Genomic DNA, 20,939 nt, shown 5'->3' on the forward strand with positions numbered 1-20,939 from the left:
GGTGGGGTGGACCGGCGCAGGCCCGGGTGGCGGGAGAGCGTCGGCGACGGCGCCCTCGCGCTGGCGCTGCTCGCCGTCGGGTTGGCCGGCACCGGACCGGCCGCGGCCGACGAGGGCGGCACCGCCGACGGCCGCGGGTACGCCCTGGTGGTGGTCGCCGCGCTGGCGCTGGCCGTGCGGCGCCGGTGGCCGTTCGTCACGCTGGCGGTGGCCGCCGTGGCAACCACCGCGTACCTGGTGCTCGGCTACCCGTACGGGCCGATCCTGGTGTCGTTCTTCGTCGCGGTCTACACGGTCGCCACGCACCGCACCGTGCGCCCGGCGGCCCTCGCCAGCGCGGTCGCGCTGGTGCTGTTGACCGGGCATGTCTTCGTCGACGCCCGGTCCCCGGGCCTGCTCGGGCTGATGCCGGCCGCGGCGTGGGTGGTGGTGCCGTTCGCGGTCGGGACGACGGTGCGGCTCAGCCGGGAGGCCGCCGCCCGGACCCGCGCCGAGGAGGCCCGCCGGCTGGCCGACGGGGAGCGGTTGCGAGTGGCCCAGGAGGTGCACGACGTGGTCGGGCACGGCCTGGCCGCCATCCACATGCAGGCCGAGATCGCGCTGCACCTGCTCGAGAAGCGGCCCGAGCAGGCGCACGCGGCGCTTGCGGCGATCAGCAGTACCAGCAAGGAGGCGCTGGACGAGCTGCGGGTCACGCTGGCGGTCGTCCGCCGGGGGGACGGCGCGGCGGAGCGGGCGCCCGCGCCGGGGCTGGCCCAGGTCCCGGCGTTGCGGGACCGGCTGGCCGGTACCGGGCTGCCGGTCGCGGTGGAGGTCGACGGGGAGCCGAGGGCGCTGCCGGTCGCGGTGGACCTGGCCGCCTACCGGGTGGTCCAGGAGTCGTTGACCAACGTGCTGCGGCACGCCGGCCCGGCCACCGCCGCCGTGCGAATCCGCTACGCGCCGGCCGAGGTCGGCGTGGAGGTGACCGACACCGGGCGCGGCGCGCCCGGGCCCGCCCGGGGGACGGCCGGCTCCGGGCTGGCCGGGATGCGGGAACGGATTACCGCGCTGGGCGGGTCGTTCGACGCCGGGCCCACCGCCGGCGGCGGTTTCCGGGTGTACGCGAGGCTGCCGGTGGAGGAGCGCGCATGATCAGGGTGTTGATCGCCGACGACCAGGACCTGGTCCGAATCGGGCTGCGTGCCCTGGTGGAGAGCGAGGAGGGCCTGGCCCTCGTCGGGGAGGCCGCCGACGGGCTGGCCGCGGTGGAGTTGGCCCGGCGGGAGCACCCAGACGTGATCCTGATGGACGTCCGGATGCCCGGCGTGGACGGGATCGAGGCGACCCGGCGGATCGTCGCCGACCCAAAGCTGGCCGGCACCCGGGTGATCGTGCTGACCACGTTCGAGCTGGACGAGTACGTCTTCGACGCGCTGCGGCACGGGGCCAGCGGATTCCTCACCAAGGACACCCGGCCGGCGGAGCTGCTGCGGGCGATCCGGCTGGTTGCTGAGGGGGAGGCGCTGCTCTCGCCGTCGGTGACCCGTCGGGTGGTCCACGAGTTCGCCACCCGGCCGCCCCGGGTGCCCCGGCCGCACCCCCGGCTCGGCACGCTGACCGAGCGGGAGCGGGAGGTGGTCGGGCTGGTCGGCGAGGGGCTCAACAACGAGGAGATCGCCGACCGGCTGGTGGTCAGCCCGGCCACCGCGCGTACCCATGTCAGCCGGGCGATGGTCAAGCTGGGCGCCCGGGACCGCGCCCAGTTGGTCGTCTTCGCGTACCAGTCGGGGCTGGTGCAGTCGTGATCAACGACCCTGTCCCACCGACCGTGGTGGCCGGCCCGGTGAGGGCGATCCTGGCCAGGGCGGGCCGGGCCGGGCTGGCGGGAAGCAGTGGCGAGGTGGGACGGTTACCCTTGCGGGGTAGCCGGCCTGTACGTGCCGGACGACCTGTGCCCGCCGGAACACTGACAAACGGGATGTTCGCGTGTTTGACACCTTGAGTGACCGCCTGTCCGGGATCTTCACCAAGCTCCGCGGCAAGGGTCGGCTCACCGACGCCGACATCGACGCCACCGCGCGCGAGATCCGCCTCGCGCTGCTGGAGGCGGACGTCGCGCTGCCGGTGGTCAAGGGCTTCATCGCGAACGTCAAGGAACGGGCGCGCAGCGCCGAGGTCTCGCAGGCGCTCAACCCGGCGCAGCAGATCATCAAGATCGTCAACGAGGAGCTGATCGCGGTCCTCGGCGGCGAGGGGCGGCGGCTCCAGTTCGCGAAGCAGCCGCCGACGGTGATCATGCTGGCCGGCCTCCAGGGTTCCGGTAAGACCACCCTCGCCGGCAAGCTGGCCCGCTGGCTGAAGGCCCAGGGTCACCAGCCGCTGCTGGTGGCCGCCGATCTCCAGCGCCCCAACGCCGTCGGGCAGCTCCAGGTGCTCGGTGGCCGGGCCGGCGTCGAGGTGTACGCCCCGGAGCCCGGCAACGGTGTCGGCGACCCGGTGCAGGTGGCCCGCGCCTCCATCGAGCACGCCCGGCGCGCCGCCCGGGACGTCGTCATCGTCGACACCGCCGGCCGGCTCGGTATCGACGCCGAGATGATGCGGCAGGCCGCCGACATCCGCGACGCGGTCGACCCGGACGAGGTCATCTTCGTCGTCGACGCGATGGTCGGCCAGGACGCGGTGCGGACCGCCGAGGCGTTCCGCGACGGCGTCGGCATCAGCGGTGTGGTCCTCTCCAAGCTCGACGGCGACGCCCGTGGTGGCGCCGCCCTGTCGGTCCGGGAGGTCACCGGGCAGCCGATCCTCTTCGCCTCCACCGGCGAGAAGCCGGAAGACTTCGACGTCTTCCACCCCGACCGGATGGCCAGCCGGATCCTCGGCATGGGCGACGTCCTCACTCTGATCGAGCAGGCCGAGGCGGCCTTCGACGCCGATCAGAAGGAGAAGATGACCGCCAAGCTGATGGGCGGCGAGCAGTTCACCCTGGAGGACTTCCTCGACCAGCTCATCGCGGTCCGCCGGATGGGCCCGATCGCCAACGTGCTGGCCATGATGCCCGGCATGGGGCAGATGAAGGACCAGCTCGCCGAGCTGGACGACAAGCACTTCGACCGGGTCACCGCGATCATCCGGTCGATGACCCCGGCCGAGCGCACCAACCCGAAGATCATCAACGGTTCCCGCCGGGCCCGCATCGCCAACGGCTCGGGCGTCGCCGTGATGGACGTCAACCAGCTGCTCAACCGCTTCGCGGACGCGCAGAAGATGATGAAGCAGATGGGCGGCATGATGGGCCTGCCCGGTGGTGGCCGCCGCAAGGCGACCAAGTCGCCGAAGAACAAGCGCAAGGGCACCAAGGGCGGCAACCGGCCGCGCGCCGGCTCGGGCGCCGGCCTGCCGGGCGGGTTCCCGGGCGGCATGCCGCAGCTGCCGGCCGGCATGAGCCCGGACGACCTCGCCGGTCAGGGACTGCCCCCGGGCTTCAAGCTCCCGAAGATCGACTTCAACAAGCTGGGCAAGGGGGACAACCGCCCCCGGTAGGCGGGTCGGCGACGACGGGGGCCCGGCCGTTCCTGGCCGGGCCCCACGCCATCTCTTGTCAGGACACCAGGTCCGGACGGTTGGTCACCCGCAGTGCGTTGACGATCGGCTGGCCGAAGCCCCGGTGCGTCACGAACCGCACGTTCAGCTGCCCGTCCGTCACCCGCACCGTGTACGACCTGCTGAGGGCGGTGAAACTGCCGACCTCACCGGCCACGTCGAGCGACGGCAGCACCTCCTGGCCTTCGAGCAGCACGTCGAAGATCCGCTTGTCGGGGGACTGCTTGCGTACCTCGGCGAAGTCCAGCTCGACGGTGAAGAAGCCGTCCGCGAGTCCATCGACGCGGTACTCGTACATTCCCTCCCGCAGGTCGGCGAACCGGGCCGGATCGTTCGTCCCGGCGATCGGGGTGTTGGTCGCCTGCCGGTTGGAGTTGCCCAGGTAGCCGGCGCCGCCGGCGGCCCAGGGCTGGTCGGGCGACCAGGTCTGGCCCTCGACGTCGGCCCGTGCCGCGCCCGCCCCGGCGTTGATCGCCAGAGCGTAGCTCGGCACCACCAGGGTGACCGGGACGACCAGGACGGGCTGGCGGCCGCTGGCCGAGGCGACCCGCAGCTTGGCCTGGTGGTAGGTCCCGGGTGCCAGACCGGCGGAGTCGACCGCAACGGCGACGGTGTGCCGGCCGCCGCTGGCCAGCGTGCCGGTGGCGGTGGAGAGGTCCAGCCAGCCGATGTCCTCCGGCGCCCCTTCCGCGTTGAGTTCGGTGACCGTGAAGTCGGTGCCGAGCGCACCGGTGTTGCTCAGGCCGATCGCCCGGCTCCGGGTCTGGTCGGCCGGTGCGACGACGGTCAGCTCGGTGACCGTGGTGCCGACCCGGGCCGTGCGCAGCGCCGGCGAGCGGATCTCCCCGCCGCCGGCCGCCACCGTGACCGCGCCGGAGGCCGCCTCGTAGTGCTCCTTCTCGACGCGGAACTCGACCGCGCCGGCCGGAGCCTGGATCAGATACGAGCCGTCCTCCCCGGTGGTCTCGGTGGCCGTCGCGTCGCCCACCCGAGCGGTCACCGTGGCACCGGCCACCGGCTTCCCGTCGTTGCCGTCGGTGACCACACCCGAGAGCACGCCGGACCGGGTCGTGCGGAACGCGATCGCGGTGCCGTCGGCCACGGCCGAGGCATTGTGCGAGTACCCGAAGCCGACGGTCCCGTCGACGTTCTCCAGGCCGATCGTCGCGCCGGTGCCGGTCTCCGCGCCGGTCCCGTCGATGTCGGTGTACCGGTAGGTGATCGTGCCGTCCTCGCCGATGGCGGCGCTGAAGGTCAGCCGCAGCGACCGGTCGGTGTAGAGCGAGACGTTGCGCCACTCCACCACGAAACTGCGGTGCGGCTTGACGCCCGTGACGGCGGTGTAGATCCCCGAGTCGGCCTCCACGTACAGGTCGTCCCAGAACGGGAAGAGCGCGAGGTTGGGGTTGGCGGTGTTCGGCAGGGCGGTGTTGGCGCGGCTGGTCGACGAGGCGGCGAAGCCCAGCACGCCGTTGGTGCTTACCCACGCGTCCCGGTACGACTTGCCGTACAGGGGGACCCGGAAGGGCAGCGTCAGCGGGCTGGTCCGATCGTCCCCGGTCAGCGGCATCAGCTCCGTGCCGCTGACGAAGGAGCCGCCGGCCGCGGCGCAGGCGTACCCGAAGGCGTCCACCCGGTCCGGCAGGGTGACGTCCAGGACGGTGTCCGCGTTGACCGTCGCCGGACGGGTCACCGCGTCCGAGCAGCGGTAGGCGTGCGCGAAGTGGACGTCGTACTGTCCCTGCGGCACGGTCACCCGGTAGCGACCCTGCTCGTCGGCGGTCGCGGACAGCGGGGTGCCGAGGACGGCGACGCTCGCACCGCTGGCCGGGCCGGCCGAGGTGCTCACCGTGCCGGAGAGCGTGGCCGACGGGGCCCGCTCGACGGTGATGTCCGCCTCGACGGTCTGGCTCTCGGTGACCGTCACCGACGCCGTCGCCGTCAGGTAGCCGAACTTGCTGACCGTGACGGTGTAGTCGCCGACCATCAACCGGTCGAACCCGTACGACCCGTCGCCGGCGGTGGTGGTGGTCCGGCTCATCGGGCCGGCGACCGTCACGTCGGCCCCGGCCAGCCCGTTCCCGCCCGAGCTGACCTGGCCGCCGAGGGCGCCGAGCGCACCCCGGGGGGTGGTGCTGACCGCCGCGAACGCGTCGAGCCGGCCCTCGCCGAAGACGTTGTTGTCGTCGACGGTTCCACCGCAGGTGAGGGCGTTGACGTCGAGGGCGGTGTCGTCCAGGATGAGCCTGGTCTCGGCGATGTCGCCCTGGATGGCCGGTGAGGCCGACCACATCAGCGCCACCGTGGCCGCCGTGTGCGGCGAGGCCATCGAGGTGCCGCTGAAGGCCGCGTAGCCGCCCGGCACCGACGATCGGACGTTGACGCCCGGGGCGGCGATGTTCGGCTTGATGTCGCCGTTCTCGCCGGCGCCCCGGCTGGAGAAGCTCGCGATCGCGTTGTTCACGTCGAACGCGCCGGAGCTGTAGCTGATCGTGTACGAACCCGGGCTGCCGGAGGTGTTGCAGCCCGGACCGCTGTTGCCGTTGGAGAAGGCCGGGAAGATGCCGGCGGCCACCCACGACGAGACGGTCTCGGTGTACCACGGGTCGTAGGCGCTGGAGCCCCACGAGTTGTTCACGATGTCGGGGGCCAGGTCGGGCCGCGGGTTCGCGCCGGCGAGGTCGGTGGGAGCGACGATCCACTGGCCGGAGGCGAGCAGCGATGCCCGCGAGCAGCTGTTGGTCTCACAGCCCTTGGCGGCGATCCACCTCGCGCCGGGGGCCACGCCGATCACGTTCGCGCCGTCCGAGCCGACCATCGTGCCCATGGTGTGCGTGCCGTGGTCGTTGTTGTCGCACGGCGCGGCGGTGGGGCAGACGTCCGCCGGGTCGAACCAGTTGTAGTTGTGGTCGAGCGTGCCGTCGCCGCTGCGGCCCCGGTAGCTGGCCGCGACGGCGGGGTGGGTGGCGTCCACTCCGCTGTCGATGTTGGCCACCACGATGCCCTCACCGCGCACGCCCAGTTCGTTCCACACCCGGGGGGCGCTGACCCGGTCGATGTTCCACTCCACCGCGTCGGTGGTGGGTACGGCCTCGCCGGGCAGCGGTTCGGGGATGTCGACCGGGTCGTCCGCGAGGATCTCCGCGACGTCGGAGCGTACGGCGATGTCGCCGAGCAGGTCGGCGTCGCCGGTCACCTTGACGGTGTTGACCAACCAGAAGGGTGTGAACTCGGCGCCGCGCTTGGCCAGCAGGGCGCGCAGACCGGCCTGGCTGCGCGCGGCGTGCCTGGTCTTCGTCTCGTAGACGTGGGCGGCCTTGTCCGCCTTGCGGTGGAGCCTGGTCGCGCCGGACAGGTCGGCCTTGCTGTCGAGGAAGACCCAGAAGCTGGACTTGCCGTCCTTGGCGAGCCGGGCGGTGACCTTCTTGTCGACCTTCGCGGCCACCGCCTGCGCTTCGGCCTCGGCCGCGGTCAGGCCCGGGCTGGCGGCGGCTGGTGCGCCGGCGCCGATCGGGAGGGCGAGGCCGACCGCCAGGCCGACCACTGCCATACGCCATCGTCGTTGTGCCACTGTCTCGACGCTCCTTTTGTGAGGCGAAACTGCGAATGCCCTGGTGCGGGCGCTCTCGGAGCATCCTGGCGACGAAGGATCCCTTCATCAAGACATGCTTAAATAAACAAATCTGTCAATCAGCCGTCCGTTCCTTAGCGTATTGGTCCGATCACCGTCCGGGGTTGCCGGTGTCGCGCGGCCCGGTCTGGGCCGAGCGGGAAGAATGACCGCGGGACCCCTGACGCTGAGACGGAGGACGCATGGCCTGGCACGTACGCGGTGTGGTGCTGCCCGACGACGAGGCCCGTGACCTGTGGCTGGTGGGTGACCGGGTGACCTTCGACCCGGTGCCCGGCGCGGAGACGATCGTCGACGGCGGGTTCGTGCTGCCCGGCCTGATCGACGCGCACTGCCACATCGGCATCGCCCGGAACGGGGCTCCGATCACCTCCCTCGACCAGGCCCGGGAGCTGGCGATCGCCGACCGGGACGCCGGCGTCCTGGCGATCCGCGACGCCGGCTCGCCGTACCCGTACCCGGAGCTCGACGACGACCCGGAGCTGCCGCGACTGGCCCGCGCCGGCCGGCACATCGCGCCTCCGAAGCGCTACCTGCGCGACATCGGCGTCGAGGCGGGCGCGGCGGAGGTGGCCGCCACCGTGGCGGCGCAAGCGCGGGCCGGCAACGGCTGGGTCAAGCTGGTCGGCGACTGGATCGACCGTGGGGTCGGCGATCTGGCGCCGGCCTGGGACGCCGACACGATGACCGCCGCCGTGGCGGCCGCGCACGCCGCCGGGGTGCGCGCCGCGGTGCACACCTTCTCCGAATCGGCCGTCGAGATCATGGTGCGTGCCGGGGTGGATTCGGTGGAGCACGGCACCGGGCTCAGCCTCGACCTGATCGACCTGATGGCCCGGCAGGGCACCGCCCTCGTCCCCACGATGATCAACATCCGGACCTTCGGTGGCATCGCCGACCAGGCCCGGGCGAAGTTCCCCGGGTACGCCGACCACATGCTCGCCCTGCGCGACCGCTTCCCCGAGGTGGTCCGGGCGGCGTACGAGGCGGGTGTGCCGATCTACGTGGGCACCGACGCCGGCGGCGGTATCGACCACGGCCTGGCGGCGGAGGAGATGCTGCTGCTGCACGAGCGGGCCGGCATGTCGGCGGTGGACGTCCTCGCCGCGGCCTCCTGGCGTGCCCGCGAGTGGCTCGGCTTCCCCGGCCTGGTCGAGGGCGGCCTCGCCGACCTCGTGGTCTACGCCGACGACCCGCGCGCCGACCTGCGCGTCGTCCGCACCCCGACCCGCATCATCCTGCGCGGCCAGCTCGTCCGCTGACCCCCGGCCTGCCCTTGTCGACCAAGAAGTTTGCGTCAGGAACCGGCTCGCGCTGACGCAGACTGCTTGATCAACGGGCTGGGTGCGGCCGGCGATCGGCCGGCGGGCGGGGCCGGGTAGCCGGGCGCCGACTGCTCAGCCGACCACGATTCGGTACTGCGCCTCGACCCAGAAGTGCCGGCCGTCGGTGCCGCCGAAGGTCAGCTCGTGGGCGCCGGCGGCCAGCGGGCCGACCGTCGCCCAGAGCCCCCAGCAGGTCACCGGCACCGCCCCGGAGCGGGACGTCACCCCGTTGCCGAGCGCGCCGCGCACCTCGAACGGCGTGGGCGTGCCGATCCTCGCCAGCGCCACCGGCGCCCCGTCGAGCGTCGCGTGCCCGGTCGCGCCGTCGACCACCGGCACCTCGCCGGCCGCGGCCGGCCACTGCCACATGTTGAACGCCGGGAAGAACACCGGCCGGCCGGCGGGCACCGCGCAGCGCCGCTCCGCACTGCCGCCGTACGTGCCGGCGAGGAACCAGACGTCGTCGGGCTGGTGGTGGCCGGCGTGCTCGCCGGTGGTGTCCCGGATCGGATTCTTCATCGGCCCGTGCGCGGCGACCCAGCGCACCCAGCGGGCGGCGAGCCCTTCCGGCGAGGTCTGCGGGTAGGGCAGCGGTGCCGGGCGGGACGGCCGGCCGAAGAAAGAGCCGAGGGGGGACATGAGGGCAGATGCTATCGACGCCGCGCCCGATCGCGCTGTCCCGCCGGCTGGCGCATAGGATGTGCGGTCATGGCACGCGTGCTCACTCCCCGTGCGGAGGACTTTCCCCGCTGGTACCAGGACCTGATCGCCAAGGCGAAGCTGGCCGACAACGGCCCGGTCCGGGGGACCATGGTGATCCGACCGGCCGGCTACGCCATCTGGGAGCGGATGCAGGCCGAGATGGATGCCCGGATCAAGGCGGCCGGCGCGGAGAACGCGTACTTCCCGCTCTTCATCCCGGAGAGCTACCTCAAGCGTGAGGCCGAGCACGTCGAGGGCTTCTCGCCGGAGCTGGCGGTGGTCACCCACGGCGGCGGCAAGCAGCTCGCCGAACCGGTCGTGGTGCGCCCGACCAGCGAGACGGTCATCGGCGAGTTCATGGCCAAGTGGATCGACTCGTACCGGGACCTGCCGCTGCTGCTCAACCAGTGGGCCAACGTGGTCCGCTGGGAGCTGCGCCCCCGGATCTTCCTGCGCACCAGCGAGTTCCTCTGGCAGGAGGGGCACACCGCGCACGCCACCCGGGAGGACGCGCGCGCCTACGCGCGGCGGATCCTGCACGAGGCGTACGAGGACCTGATGGTCAACGTGCTCGGCATCCCGGTGGTGGTGGGCCTGAAGACCGCGCGGGAGCGGTTCGCCGGCGCCACCGCCACCTACACCTGCGAAGGCATGATGGGTGACGGAAAGGCGCTGCAGCTCGGCACCAGCCACGAGTTGGGGCAGAACTTCGCCAAGGCGTTCGACATCAGCTACTCCTCCGCCGAGGGCGGCCGGGAGCACGCCTGGACCACCTCCTGGGGCACCTCGACGCGGATGCTCGGCGGGCTGATCATGTGCCACGGCGACGACAACGGGCTGCGGGTGCCGCCGAAGCTGGCGCCGGTCCAGGCGTACGTCATGGTGGTCAAGGACGGCGAGGGCGTCGGCGAGGCGGCGGCCAAGCTGCGCGACGCGCTGCGCGACGCCGGCGTCCGGGTGGCGCTCGACGACCGCACCGACACCCCGTTCGGCCGCCGGGCCGTCGACGCCGAGCTGCGCGGCTATCCGGTACGCGTCGAGGTCGGTCCCCGCGACCTGGCCGCCGGCAACGCGGTTGTGGTCCGGCGTACGGACGGCTCGAAGGCGCCGACCCCGGTGGCCGACGTGGTCGGCGCGGTCCTCGCGGCCCTGGACACCGACCAGCGGGCGCTGCACGACCAGGCGCTCGCCCACCGCGAGTCCCGCACCACCGAGGTCGCCACCCTGGCCGAGGCGATCGAGGCGGCGGCCACCGGCTGGGCCCGGGTGCCGTGGTCGGCGGTCGGCGTCCAGGGTGAGGCCGAGGCGAACGCCCAGGGGGTGACCGTGCGCTGCCTGCTGCGCGCCGACGGTTCGGTCCCGGACTCCGAGGACGAGCCCGACCTCACCGCCATCCTCGCCCGCGCCTACTGACCCACGGGGACGCCGCCCCCGGCTCTGTCGATCATGAAGTTGCGGACAATTGGGACGCGATCTGGTAATAGCTCCATGATCGACATGGCTGGGTAGGGTCGAAGGGTGAGGTTCGAACCGGGGCGGTTGATCGTGCACCGCAACGTGCGGCGGGGCCGGATCGGGTGGGTGCGGCCGGCCCGGGTGGTCAGCGACGACGAGCGGGGGTTGCTGCTCTGGCTCGCCCGGGACACCCCGGTGGCCGCGGAGGTCACCGAGGCCGGGCTGGGCATGCGGGCGGTGCCGTTCGCCGAGTGGGTCGTCTCGTCGTACCGCCTCGCGGAGGGCCGGTGGCACGGCCCCCCGCTGCTGAAGTTCCTGCCCGCCGGGGCGGCCCACTCGGTGTGGTGGTTCCGGGACGCGCAGGACCATTTCGCCCACTGGTACGTCAACCTGGAGGAGCCCGGCGTGCGCTGGGACGACGGCGCGCTCGCCGGGGTCGACGTGGTGGACCAGGATCTCGACGTGCTCGTCCGGCCGGACCGCAGCTGGGAGTGGAAGGACGAGGCGGAGTTCGTCGAGCGGCTGGCCTTCCCCGACCACTACTGGGTCGCCGACGAGAACGCGGTCCGTGCCGAGGGAAAGCGGGTGATCGCCCTGGCCGAGGCGGGGGAGTTCCCGTTCGACGGCACCTGGTGCGACTTCACCCCGCCGCCGCGCTGGACCACCCCGGACCGGCTGCCCGTCGGCTGGGACCGGCCGCCGGTCCGCTGACCGCCGGTCGTGGCCGTGGCCCCGGACGCTCGCCGCCGGGGTGCCATCGGGTGTTTCCGGTCACGTTCACCGCCGCGGGGGTGACGCGGGCCGGTCCGGTGTGAGCGTTCCGGGGTCGATCTGGCAGAATGGCTGGCTGGTATCCGGCGTGTGTCCGGCGCCCTCTAACCCGGGCACGTCGCCAGTCCACCGAGCTGTCTCCGGCCCAAACCCCACTGTGCCGGCGGGCGCTCACCCGTGCACCGCCCGTTCCGGGCCGGTGAGATCGCAACAGGAGCGAAAGAACTGTGGCCGTAAAGATCCGGCTCCTGCGGATGGGCAAGATCCGCAACCCGCAGTACCGCATCGTCGTCGCCGACTCGCGCACCAAGCGCGACGGCCGGGCGATCGAGTTCGTCGGGGTCTACCAGCCGAAGGAGGACCCTTCGGTGATCGAGGTCAAGTCGGACCGGGTCCAGTACTGGCTGTCCGTCGGCGCGCAGCCGAGCGAGGCGGTTCAGCGCCTGCTGGAGAAGACCGGTGACTGGCAGAAGTTCAAGGGCCTGCCGGCCCCGCCGCCGCTGAAGGTCGCCGCCGAGCGCGCCGATCGCCAGGCGGCGTACGAGGCCGAGGCGAAGGCCGCCGCCGGGCTGGCCGAGACGCCGGCCAAGCCGGCCAAGAAGGCCACCAAGGCCGAGGCGGCGCCGGCGCAGGCCGAAGCGCAGGCCGAGGAGCAGGCCGGTGCGACCGGCGAGCAGGCCTGACATGGCACTGCGTCCGGCGTTGGAGCACCTGGTCAAGGGCATCGTCGACCACCCCGACGACGTGCGCGTCCGGATGGTCGACTCCCGCCGGGGCAAGCGGCTGGAAGTCCGCGTGCACCCGGAGGATCTCGGCACGGTGATCGGGCGGTCCGGCCGGACCGCCAAGGCGCTGCGCCAGGTGATCGGCTCCATCGGTGGGCGCGGCGTGCGCGTCGACATCGTCGACTCGTACTGATGCTGCTCATCGTCGGCAGGATCGGCAAGCCGCACGGGATCCGCGGTGAGGTCACCGTGGAGGTGCGGACCGACGAGCCGGAGGTACGGTTCGCCCCCGGGGTGGTGCTGCGCACCACCCCGGGGGTGACGCCCCCGTCTGGGCGCAGCGATCGCGTGCCGCCCACCGAACCGGGGGCGGCCCCGCCGCCGCCCGGCCCGGGTGAGCCGTACCGGATCCCCGCCGAACTGACCGTGGAGTCGGTCCGCTGGCACCAGGGGCGGCTGCTGGTGGCGTTCGAGGGCGTGCTCGACCGGAGCGTGGCCGAGGCGCTGCGCGGCACCCTGCTCGTGGTGGACAGCGCCGACGTGGCCCCACCGGAGGATCCGGAGGAGTTCCACGACCACCAGCTGATCGGCCTCGCCGTGGTCACCCCGGCTGGCGAGCGGCTCGGTGAGGTGGCCCGGATCGACCACGCACCCGCGTCCGACCTGCTGGTGCTGCGGCGCCCCGAGGGGCGGACCGCGCTGATCCCGTTCGTCAAGGCGATCGTCCCCGAGGTAGACCTCGCCGGCGGTCGCGTCGTCGTCGACCCGCCCGGCGGACTGCTCGATCTCTAGCCGGCAGGAGCGTCCGCATGCGCGTCGACATCGTGTCGATCTTCCCGGAGTACTTCGCTCCGCTGGAGCTGTCCCTGATCGGCAAGGCCCGGGCCGCCGGCACGCTGCGGCTCGCCGTGCACGACCTGCGGACGTGGACCCACGACGTGCACCGCACGGTCGACGACACCCCGTACGGCGGCGGGCCCGGCATGGTGATGCGGCCGGAGCCGTGGGGTGAGGCGCTCGACGCCCTCGCGCCGCCGGACGCGGCCCCGCCCCGGCTGCTGGTGCCTGCGCCGACCGGTGTCCGGTTCACCCAGGCGATGGCGCACGAGCTGGCCGCCGAGTCGCACCTGCTCTTCGCCTGCGGCCGGTACGAGGGCATCGACCAGCGGGTGCTCGACCACGCGGCCACCCGGATGCCGCTCACCGAGGTCTCCCTCGGCGACTACGTGCTCTTCGGCGGCGAGGTCGCGGTGCTGGTGATCCTGGAGGCGGTCACCCGGCTGCTGCCCGGGGTGCTCGGCAACGTGGGCTCGCTGGACGAGGAGTCGCACGCCCACGGGCTGCTGGAGGCCCCGATGTACACCAAGCCGGCGACCTGGCGGGACCTGGCCGTGCCGGAGGTGCTCCGCTCCGGCGACCACGGGCGGATCGCCCGCTGGCGGCGGGACGAGGCGCTGACCCGCACCGCCCGGCGCCGGCCCGACATGCTCGCCGCGCTCGACCCGGAGAGCCTGGACAAACGGGACGTCGCGGCGCTGGAGCGGGCCGGATTTCAACTGCCACCGGTGGATGTGGCAAAGTAGAGGGGTTGCCGCAGCCGGCCGCGCCGCGGGCGGCTGCGAGGATCCTCGACCGGGGTCGGGGCGACCGACCGCCACCCGGGGATCAGAATCACCCACCCGCGCACCGAGTGACGGTGCGCCGTGAGCCTCACGAGGACGCAGCGATGAACATCCTGGACGCCCTTGACGCCCAGTCGAAGCGGGTCGACATCCCGGACTTCCGCGCCGGTGACACCATCAAGGTGCACGCGCGGGTCGTCGAGGGCAACCGGTCCCGTGTCCAGATCTTCCAGGGCGTCGTCATCCGCCGCCAGGGTGACGGGCTGCGCGAGACCTTCTCGGTCCGCAAGATCAGCTTTGGTGTCGGCGTCGAGCGGACCTACCCGGTCAACAGCCCGGCGATCGACCGGATCGAGGTCGTGACCCGCGGTGACGTCCGCCGCGCCAAGCTCTACTACCTGCGCGAGCTGCGGGGCAAGAAGGCCAAGATCAAGGAGAAGCGCGAGAAGCAGCCGAGCTGACGTCGCGCTGCGCCACGCCGCCTGAGCTGCGCGTATGCCGTACCGACCAGACCGCACTACCCTGGTCGTACGGGCGCAGCCGGGCGGCGCCCCGCGACTGCCGGGGAGACGTCCACTGCCGCCCGTGGGGCCTCGACGAGGCTCCCGGGCGGTAGTTTTCTGCGGACCGGGGAGTGGGCGTGGTACGGACGCTTGACGAGGACGGCACCGTCGATCCGTGGCGCCGGCGGAGCCGGCGCACCCGCCGCCAGATGCCGCTCTGGCAGGAGCTGCCGCTGCTGCTGATCGTCGCGTTCTGCCTCGCGGTGCTGATCCGTACCTTCCTCCTCCAGGCGTTCTTCATCCCCTCCGGCTCGATGGAGGACACCCTCCTCGTCGGCGACCGGGTGCTGGTCAACAAGGTCGTCTACGACGTCCGCGACCCGGTGCGCGGCGAGGTCGTCGTCTTCCGGGGCACCGACCGGTGGGCCCCACAGGTCGACGAGCAGCCGGATCCGGGTTTCCTCGACAAGCTCGGCCGCACCGTCGGTGACCTGGTCGGGGTCAGCCGCCCGGGCGAGAAGGACTTCATCAAGCGGGTCATCGGCCTGCCGGGTGACCGGGTGAGGTGCTGCGACGCGCAGGGGCGGGTGCTGGTCAACGGCATCCCGCTCAACGAGCCGTACGTGGTCCGCGACTCCCCGCTGGACGTCCCGCCGAACCCCCGCGAGTGCCGGTCCCGGCGCTTCGAGGAGGTGGTGGTCCCGCCGGGGCAGATCTTCGTGATGGGCGACCACCGGCTGGTCTCGCAGGACGCCCGGTGCCAGGGGCCGGTGCCGATCGAGAATGTGGTCGGCCGGGCCTTCACCGTGGTCTGGCCGTCGTCGCGCTGGAGTTCGCTGTCCGTTCCCGAGACGTTCAAGGACGTGTCCGGCCCGCCCGCCGCGTCCACCGGAGCCCCGCCGCCGGTCCGCCCGGTGACGCCGGACGGGGGAGTGGTGCCGCTCGTCCCGATAACGGCGGCGCTCTCCGTTCTCGCGCGTTCCGGACGATGCCGCCCAGCCGGGCAACGTAGGCTCCTGACGTGATTGACGAGCAGACCGACAAGCCCCGCAGCTCCTTCTGGAAGGAGCTGCCGATCCTCCTGGGTGTGGCGATCCTGGTCGCGGTGCTGGTGCGCGCCTTCGTACTGCAGACCTTCTTCATCCCCTCCCCGTCCATGGAGAACACCCTCCAGATCGACGATCGGGTGCTGGTCAACAAGCTGGTCTACGACTTCCGGTCGCCGCACCGGGGTGAGGTGATCGTCTTCAAGGCGCCCCGGGAGTGGAGCGGCAACCCCGACGGCGAGGACTTCATCAAGCGGGTCGTCGGCGTCGGTGGCGACCACGTGGTCTGCTGTGACGCTCAGGAGCGCCTGGTGATCAACGGCAAGCCGTTGGACGAGCCGTACGTCTTCCCGGGGGACAAGCCCGCCGACCAGGAGTTCGACATCACCGTGCCGGAGGGCCGGCTCTGGGTGATGGGCGACCACCGCGCCGCCTCCGGCGACTCGCTGGAGCACTGGCAGCAGTCCGGGCAGGACATCACCGCCGCCACCATCGACGAGGACGTGGTCGTCGGGCGGGCCTTCACCGTCTTCTGGCCGGTCAACCGGGCCGCCTGGTTGACCGTGCCGGAGCAGTACCAGACCATCCCCGAGCCCTGACGTCACCCGGAGGGGCGTGGGCGTTGTCGGCGGCGTCTGGCAGGCTGGGGCGGTGACCGACTACACCCCCCGGCGCGCGGCACGCGTCCTGCTCGTCGACGCGGCGGGTCGGGTGCTGCTCTTCAGTGGCTGGGATCCGTCCCGTCCCGACCACCGCTACTGGTTCACGCCGGGCGGTGGGCTCGACCCGGGGGAGTCACCGGCGGCCGCGGCGGCCCGCGAGCTGGCCGAGGAGACCGGGCTGCGGCTCGCCCCGGCCGAGTTGGGCGAGTCGGTGTGGTCCGAGACGGTCGAGTTCCCGTTCGACGGGGTCCGGTACCGCCAGGAGCAGGAATTCTTCCTGGTCCGGGTGCCCTCGTGGCAGGTGGACACCGCCGGCTTCACCGACGTCGAGCGGGCGAGCGTCGACGGGCACCGCTGGTGGACCCGGGCCGAGCTGGTCACCACCGACGAGCGCTACTACCCGGTTGAGCTGCCTGCGGTCCTGGCCCGGGCGCTGTCCGCCGCACCGCAGCCTCCGGCCGCCGCGCCGGAGGGCCGGGCCGGCGCCTTCCCGGTGCTCCGGGCCGGCGCCGGGGTGGAGGGCGGTGGGTCGTGCTGACGCCGCCGCGTACCGTGGTGCGCCGCGAGGCCGGGCTCTACGCACTGGAGCGTGCCCTGCAGCGGCGCGGCTTCCGGCACGTGGCGGGTGCCGACGAGGCCGGGCGGGGCGCCTGCGCGGGGCCGCTGGTCGCCGCCGCCGCGATCCTGCCCGAGGGGCGCCGCGGCGAGATCGAAGGGCTGGCCGACTCGAAGCTGCTCACCCCGGCCAGCCGGGAGCGGATCTACGACGAGGTGGTCGCCCGCGCCCTGGCGTACGCCGTGGTGGTGATCCCGGCCGAGGAAGTCGACGCCCGTGGCCTGCACGTGTGCAACCTGGCAGCGATGCGCCGGGCACTGGCCTCGCTGACCACCCGGCCCGAGTACGTGCTGACCGACGGCTTCGGCGTGGACGGCCTGGACGTGCCGGGGCTGGCGGTGTGGAAGGGTGACCAGGTGGCCGCCTGCGTGGCGGCGGCGAGCGTGCTCGCCAAGGTCACCCGGGACCGGATCATGGTCGAGTTGGACGGGACCTTCCCGGGCTACGGGTTCGCCGAGCACAAGGGTTACATCACCGCGGAGCACACGGCGGCGCTGCGGGAGCGGGGGCCGTGCTCGGAGCACCGCTTCTCGTATGTCAACGTGGCCGCGGTGTCCGGCCGGGACGGCGCCCCGCCGCGGGCGCGCCGACCGGTGGGCGCAAGGCCGGACGAGCCGATGGAGCGCTCCGGCGCGCCAGGGGGTACCGTCGGCGTGGCGTTGGGCGAGCAGCCTCGGCCTCCGGCGCCGGTGGGGGAAGATGTGGTCATGGAAGGCGGAGTGCGATGAGCGCGGAAGATCTCGAGAAGTACGAGACCGAGATGGAGCTGCAGCTCTACCGGGAGTACCGCGACATCGTCCGTCAGTTCTCCTACGTGGTGGAGACGGAGCGTCGCTTCTACCTGGCCAACCAGGTCGACCTGCACGTGCGCAACTCCGACGGCGAGGTCTACTTCGAGGTCGAGATGCACGACGCCTGGGTGTGGGACATGTACCGTCCCGCGCGCTTCGTGAAGAACGTCCGGGTGATGACATTCAAGGACGTCAACGTCGAGGAGTTGGAGAAGCCGGACATTTCGCTTCCTGCCGACTCCGGCTTCGGCGGCTGACCCCGCCCGCCGCGCCGCCGCTGCCGTCGTACGCCCTCTCGTCGGCGTCCCCCACCCGCCGACCCCGGGTTTCTCGCCGTTCCGTGCCCGCGGGCATCCGGGCCCGCGCGGAGTTCACTCCCCCACGACAGCGGCCAGGGTGGCCTGCTGCACCGGGCCGTGCTGATCGCGCCGTCCCGGCCCGCCGGGCGCTGCCCGGCATCGTCCACAATGGCCGCCGCGGCGGCAGGTGAGCTCGCCGATCACCGCCGTGGGCTGGCCTGCCCGCCCGCGCGGCGGCCACGCCAACCGAGCAGCACCATGACCCGACTGTCGCCCGACCGGCAGCTGATCGGCCCAGCCTGAGACCCGCCGCGAGTCGGGCGAGGCGCCGGGCGCCGGGCCGGCCGGGCCTCAACGGACGAACCGGAACATGGTCACCCCGGCCGGCAGGGGGCGCGGCCCGCCGGTGAAGCGGTGCACGCCCACGCCGACCCGGTCGGCCGGGGTGCTCACCGCCACCGGCTCGAACCCCTCCGCCGCGAACCAGTCGCAGATCGTCGGCACCAGGTCGGGGCTGCCCCGGTGCCGGGTCCAGAGCACGGTGCCGCCGGTCGCGCAGAGCGCCGCGCAGTGCCACACGGTGACCCGGATGTCGGCCTCGGAGATGTTCCCGAACACGCCGCAGACCAGCACCAGGTCGGCCGGGACGAGATCGGCGTACGCGTCGGTGCGGGCGGCGTCGCCAACCACCACCTCGACCCCCGCCAGGCCCGCGGCGCGGGCGGCCGTGCGGGCCACCTCGGCGTTGCGGGGATCCAACTCCACCAGGCGGGCGGTCACGTCGTCCCGGCGCGGGTGGTCCGCCAGCACGGGAATCAGATCGTGCCCCTGGCCGGCGCAGAGGCTGATGGCGCGCAGCGGGCCCGGCGGTGCCTGGTCGAGGGCGTCCCGGAGCCGGGACCGCAGTTCCGCCACCCGCCGGGACAGCGCCGAGTCAGGCTGGGCGTAGTCGTCGTGCCAGGCATACCAGTCCCGGGTCACCGGCCCAGCCTAGATGCCACCCGGCCGGGGGCCTGCCGCCCCGTCTCCCCGGCTGGCTGCGCGTGCCGCCGCCGTTTCCCCGGCTGGCCGCCCGCGCCGCCGCCGTTTCCCCGGCTGGCCGCCCGCGCCATAGCAGATCATCGCCCGGTCGGGTGTTCGTCCACAGGACGCTGCGCCGTCCACAGGCGAGCCCGCCGGGACGGCGACGCCGCCGGCCACCGGGCAGGCTGCCGCCATGCGACCACCGCCAGCAAGCGCCATTGCCGTGCTCTGCGCCGCCCTGCTGCCCCTCGCGCCCCCGGCCGCGCGTCCCGGCCCGGTGCCGCGCTCCGCCGCGGTGGTGGCCTCGGCGCAGGCCGCCACCGCCCGGGCATCCACCCCGGCGGTGGCGCGGTTCCAGTGGCCGCTCGACGGCCCGCCCCGGCTGCTGCGCCGGTTCGACCCGCCGCCGCGGCCGTGGCTGCCCGGCCACCGCGGCGTCGACCTGGCCGCCGCGCCGGGTGCGGTCGTCCGCGCCGCCGGGCCCGGGATGGTGCTCTTCGCCGGCATGGTCGCCGGCCGTCCGGTGGTCAGCGTCGGGCACGTCGGCGGCCTGCGCACCACCTACGAACCGGTACGTCCGACGGTCGCCGCCGGCGAGCGGGTGGTCGCGGGCGCGCCGTTGGGCGTCCTGCAGCCCGGGCACGCCGGCTGTCCCGCAGCGGGTTGCCTGCACTGGGGGCTGCGGCGCGGGAACGACTATCTCGACCCCTTGGCCCTGCTCGGTCTCGCGGCGGTGCGGCTGCTGCCGGTCGGCGAGGTGAGCCGCGGCTCAGCGCTGGGCAAGCAGCGGAGGCAGCCGCACCGCCAGCCGCTCGTACTCGTCGGTGCGGTTGTACACCTGCCCGCAGAGCCGCAGCCAGCCCTGCCCGCCCCAGGCCATCACCGCGACCTCCGCGGCGAGCCGCTCGGCGATCCGGGTGCGCAGCGCCCGCGCCGCGTCGAGCGTGGTGGCCACGCCCCGTGGCAGCGGGACGATCCGCATGGCCACCCCCGGTCCGCCGGGGTCCGGCAGGTCGGTGGGCGACACCCCGAGGGCGTCCCCCACCACCCGCTGGCCGTACGCCGCCAGCGTGGCGTTGTGCGTGCGTATCCGGTCGACACCGAGGCTGCGCAGCGTGAACAGGCCGACCGGAGCGGCCAGCCAGGACGTGTAGTCCATCGTGGCCTGCCACTCGACCCGGCCCGGGAAGCCCGACTCCTGCTCCCAGGAGACCACCAGCGGTTCGACGCGGTCCCGCCAGGGCGGGGCCACCACCAGCACGGCGGTGCCGCGTGGCGCGTACCCCCACTTGTGCAGGTTGCCCACCCAGAAGTCGGCGCCGATGCTGCGTACCGCCGTCGGCAGCATGCCCGGGGCGTGCGCGGCGTCGACCAGCACCGGCACCCCGTGCTCACGGGCCACCGCGACGATCGCGGCGACCGGAAAGAGCCGGGCCGTGGCCGAGGTGAGCTGATCCACCACGAGCAGCCGGGTACGGCCCGGGCGCAGTCCGGCGCGGACGACCTGGACGACCTCCTCGTCGGTGGCCGCCAGCGGCACCCGGAGCGCCCGCGTGACGGCCCCGGTACGCCGGCACTCGCGGGCCACGGAAAAGCCGACCGCCCCATACCCGTGGTCGGTGGTCAGCACCTCGTCGCCGGGGCGCAGGCCGAGCGACTGGAGCACCACCGCCACGCCGGTGGTGGCGTTGGCGACCAGCGCCGTGCCATCCGCGTCGGCGCCGAGGAAATCGGCCAGGTGCCGGCGGGTGTGGGTGATCCGGTCGATGAGCCCCTGCGCGAAGAAGCGCAGCGGGTTGGCCTCCATCTCGTCGCGCAACCGCTGCTGCGCGCGCTGCACCCCGATCGGCACCGCGCCGAACGATCCGTGGTTGAGGTGGCTGACCGCCGGGTCGAGCGAGAAGAGCAGACGGGCGCCCGGGATCGGCTCGGGTGGCTGCGGGACGCTCACCGGATGATCGTAACCGTCGGTCGATCTTCCGCCAGCGACGAACGCCACGACGGCGTCCGCACATACCTCGACCTCGGCCGCGAGCCGCACGTCGTGCTGCGCGGTTCGGCACCCGCCACCCCGTCTCAGCCCACCCCCGCACACGGGCTGGGCTGGCGGTAGATCTTGGTAGGAATCGCCCGCCAGGGGTCGTCTCCTACCAAGATCTTTTTATGTCCTTCCGAGAGCGTCGGGT

At 73.2% G+C, this 20,939-nt stretch carries 20 protein-coding genes and 2 pseudogenes; 18 read left to right on the plus strand and 4 right to left on the minus strand.

Translation table 11 applies throughout. The annotated features are described in order from the left end of the window. From C1I99_RS14795 to ffh, 3 genes are all read left to right on the plus strand, one after another. Window positions 1-1,134, plus strand: a 1,134-nt coding sequence (locus C1I99_RS14795; RefSeq protein ID WP_325049209.1) for a sensor histidine kinase, incomplete at its 5' end; no start/stop codon positions are given. After that, the gene (locus C1I99_RS14800) at window positions 1,131-1,787 is read left to right on the plus strand and encodes a response regulator transcription factor (RefSeq protein WP_111134803.1); all 657 of its coding nucleotides are present in this window, start codon (window positions 1,131-1,133) and stop codon (window positions 1,785-1,787) included. The genes C1I99_RS14795 and C1I99_RS14800, both read left to right, overlap by 4 nt. 181 nt (window positions 1,788-1,968) lie before the next feature. Then, on the plus strand, window positions 1,969-3,522 hold the full coding sequence (gene ffh, locus C1I99_RS14805; RefSeq protein WP_111134804.1) for a signal recognition particle protein: 1,554 nt from the start codon (window positions 1,969-1,971) through the stop codon (window positions 3,520-3,522). Window positions 3,523-3,580: 58 nt separating this feature from the next. Here ffh and C1I99_RS14810 read toward each other — a convergent pair whose 3' ends face one another. Further along, the gene (locus C1I99_RS14810) at window positions 3,581-7,132 is read right to left on the minus strand and encodes a S8 family serine peptidase (protein ID WP_111134805.1); all 3,552 of its coding nucleotides are present in this window, start codon (window positions 7,130-7,132) and stop codon (window positions 3,581-3,583) included. 263 nt (window positions 7,133-7,395) lie between these two features. Between C1I99_RS14810 and C1I99_RS14815 the strand changes: the two genes are divergently transcribed. Then, window positions 7,396-8,475: an amidohydrolase family protein gene (locus C1I99_RS14815; protein WP_111134806.1), complete on the plus strand. Its 1,080-nt coding sequence runs from the start codon at window positions 7,396-7,398 to the stop codon at window positions 8,473-8,475. A gap of 135 nt (window positions 8,476-8,610) precedes the next feature. Here C1I99_RS14815 and C1I99_RS14820 read toward each other — a convergent pair whose 3' ends face one another. After that, window positions 8,611-9,177: a hypothetical protein gene (locus C1I99_RS14820; RefSeq protein WP_111134807.1), complete on the minus strand. Its 567-nt coding sequence runs from the start codon at window positions 9,175-9,177 to the stop codon at window positions 8,611-8,613. Between the two features lie 69 nt (window positions 9,178-9,246). Here C1I99_RS14820 and proS point away from each other — a divergent pair, with 69 nt between their 5' ends. The 12 genes and pseudogenes from proS (at window position 9,247) to C1I99_RS14880 (ending at window position 17,688) form a co-directional block, all read left to right on the plus strand. After that, entirely contained in the window at window positions 9,247-10,653 is a 1,407-nt protein-coding gene (gene proS / locus C1I99_RS14825; protein ID WP_111134808.1) for a proline--tRNA ligase, read from the plus strand. A 105-nt stretch (window positions 10,654-10,758) separates the two neighbouring features. Continuing rightward, window positions 10,759-11,406: a ribonuclease FAU-1 family protein gene (locus C1I99_RS14830; protein ID WP_111134809.1), complete on the plus strand. Its 648-nt coding sequence runs from the start codon at window positions 10,759-10,761 to the stop codon at window positions 11,404-11,406. Between the two features lie 287 nt (window positions 11,407-11,693). Continuing rightward, window positions 11,694-12,149: a 30S ribosomal protein S16 gene (rpsP, locus tag C1I99_RS14835; RefSeq protein ID WP_111134810.1), complete on the plus strand. Its 456-nt coding sequence runs from the start codon at window positions 11,694-11,696 to the stop codon at window positions 12,147-12,149. A gap of 1 nt (window position 12,150) precedes the next feature. Next, window positions 12,151-12,384 carry an RNA-binding protein gene (locus tag C1I99_RS14840; RefSeq protein WP_013732101.1) on the plus strand — a complete coding sequence of 78 codons (234 nt, stop codon included), beginning with the start codon at window positions 12,151-12,153 and terminating at the stop codon, window positions 12,382-12,384. A gap of 2 nt (window positions 12,385-12,386) precedes the next feature. Beyond that, window positions 12,387-12,983, plus strand: a complete 597-nt coding sequence (gene rimM, locus C1I99_RS14845; RefSeq protein WP_199562130.1) for a ribosome maturation factor RimM — start codon at window positions 12,387-12,389, stop codon at window positions 12,981-12,983. Between the two features lie 17 nt (window positions 12,984-13,000). Continuing rightward, window positions 13,001-13,774, plus strand: coding sequence for a tRNA (guanosine(37)-N1)-methyltransferase TrmD (gene trmD / locus C1I99_RS14850; RefSeq protein WP_111134812.1), 774 nt, complete (start codon window positions 13,001-13,003; stop codon window positions 13,772-13,774). 143 nt (window positions 13,775-13,917) lie between these two features. After that, window positions 13,918-14,274: a 50S ribosomal protein L19 gene (gene rplS, locus C1I99_RS14855; protein WP_111134813.1), complete on the plus strand. Its 357-nt coding sequence runs from the start codon at window positions 13,918-13,920 to the stop codon at window positions 14,272-14,274. A 179-nt stretch (window positions 14,275-14,453) separates the two neighbouring features. After that, window positions 14,454-15,328 (plus strand): annotated as a pseudogene (lepB, locus tag C1I99_RS14860) (signal peptidase I). A gap of 9 nt (window positions 15,329-15,337) precedes the next feature. Beyond that, window positions 15,338-15,961, plus strand: a complete 624-nt coding sequence (lepB, locus tag C1I99_RS14865) for a signal peptidase I (protein ID WP_111134814.1) — start codon at window positions 15,338-15,340, stop codon at window positions 15,959-15,961. A gap of 52 nt (window positions 15,962-16,013) precedes the next feature. Continuing rightward, window positions 16,014-16,562 carry an NUDIX hydrolase gene (locus C1I99_RS14870; protein WP_111134815.1) on the plus strand — a complete coding sequence of 183 codons (549 nt, stop codon included), beginning with the start codon at window positions 16,014-16,016 and terminating at the stop codon, window positions 16,560-16,562. Further along, on the plus strand, window positions 16,556-17,368 hold the full coding sequence (locus C1I99_RS14875; RefSeq protein WP_111134816.1) for a ribonuclease HII: 813 nt from the start codon (window positions 16,556-16,558) through the stop codon (window positions 17,366-17,368). The genes C1I99_RS14870 and C1I99_RS14875 overlap by 7 nt, the downstream gene beginning before the upstream one ends. Further along, window positions 17,365-17,688, plus strand: a complete 324-nt coding sequence (locus C1I99_RS14880; protein ID WP_007075222.1) for a DUF2469 domain-containing protein — start codon at window positions 17,365-17,367, stop codon at window positions 17,686-17,688. Before C1I99_RS14875 ends, C1I99_RS14880 begins: the two co-directional genes overlap by 4 nt. Before the next feature lie 393 nt (window positions 17,689-18,081). Here the strand turns inward: C1I99_RS14880 and C1I99_RS14885 are convergent, their stop codons facing one another. Further along, a complete protein-coding gene (locus tag C1I99_RS14885; RefSeq protein ID WP_111134817.1) occupies window positions 18,082-18,711 on the minus strand; it encodes a class I SAM-dependent methyltransferase in 630 nt (209 codons plus the stop codon). A 235-nt stretch (window positions 18,712-18,946) separates the two neighbouring features. Between C1I99_RS14885 and C1I99_RS14890 the strand changes: the two are divergent. Next, window positions 18,947-19,402: pseudogene (locus tag C1I99_RS14890) on the plus strand (peptidoglycan DD-metalloendopeptidase family protein); the annotation flags it as partial. A 120-nt stretch (window positions 19,403-19,522) separates the two neighbouring features. Here the strand turns inward: C1I99_RS14890 and C1I99_RS14895 are convergent. Next, the gene (locus C1I99_RS14895) at window positions 19,523-20,704 is read right to left on the minus strand and encodes an aminotransferase class V-fold PLP-dependent enzyme (protein ID WP_111134820.1); all 1,182 of its coding nucleotides are present in this window, start codon (window positions 20,702-20,704) and stop codon (window positions 19,523-19,525) included. A gap of 3 nt (window positions 20,705-20,707) precedes the next feature. Between C1I99_RS14895 and C1I99_RS33340 the strand changes: the two genes are divergently transcribed. Then, the gene (locus tag C1I99_RS33340; protein WP_199562132.1) at window positions 20,708-20,866 is read left to right on the plus strand and encodes a hypothetical protein; all 159 of its coding nucleotides are present in this window, start codon (window positions 20,708-20,710) and stop codon (window positions 20,864-20,866) included. The last annotated feature ends 73 nt before the right edge of the window (window positions 20,867-20,939 follow it).

The sequence above is a fragment of the Micromonospora deserti genome, assembly GCF_003236335.1.
GTDB lineage: Bacteria > Actinomycetota > Actinomycetes > Mycobacteriales > Micromonosporaceae > Micromonospora > Micromonospora deserti.

What these genes read in the sequence shown, in the direction of transcription:
- trmD (WP_111134812.1), top strand. Translation starts at nt 13,001, where the DNA reads ATGCGCGTCGACATCGTGTCGATCTTCCCGGAGTACTTCGCTCCGCTG.
- proS (WP_111134808.1), top strand. Translation starts at nt 9,247, where the DNA reads ATGGCACGCGTGCTCACTCCCCGTGCGGAGGACTTTCCCCGCTGGTAC.
- rplS (WP_111134813.1), top strand. Translation starts at nt 13,918, where the DNA reads ATGAACATCCTGGACGCCCTTGACGCCCAGTCGAAGCGGGTCGACATC.
- C1I99_RS14800 (WP_111134803.1), top strand. Translation starts at nt 1,131, where the DNA reads ATGATCAGGGTGTTGATCGCCGACGACCAGGACCTGGTCCGAATCGGG.
- C1I99_RS14810 (WP_111134805.1), bottom strand. Translation starts at nt 7,132, where the DNA reads ATGGCAGTGGTCGGCCTGGCGGTCGGCCTCGCCCTCCCGATCGGCGCC.
- C1I99_RS14815 (WP_111134806.1), top strand. Translation starts at nt 7,396, where the DNA reads ATGGCCTGGCACGTACGCGGTGTGGTGCTGCCCGACGACGAGGCCCGT.
- C1I99_RS33340 (WP_199562132.1), top strand. Translation starts at nt 20,708, where the DNA reads ATGATCGTAACCGTCGGTCGATCTTCCGCCAGCGACGAACGCCACGAC.
- C1I99_RS14880 (WP_007075222.1), top strand. Translation starts at nt 17,365, where the DNA reads ATGAGCGCGGAAGATCTCGAGAAGTACGAGACCGAGATGGAGCTGCAG.
- C1I99_RS14820 (WP_111134807.1), bottom strand. Translation starts at nt 9,177, where the DNA reads ATGTCCCCCCTCGGCTCTTTCTTCGGCCGGCCGTCCCGCCCGGCACCG.
- C1I99_RS14840 (WP_013732101.1), top strand. Translation starts at nt 12,151, where the DNA reads ATGGCACTGCGTCCGGCGTTGGAGCACCTGGTCAAGGGCATCGTCGAC.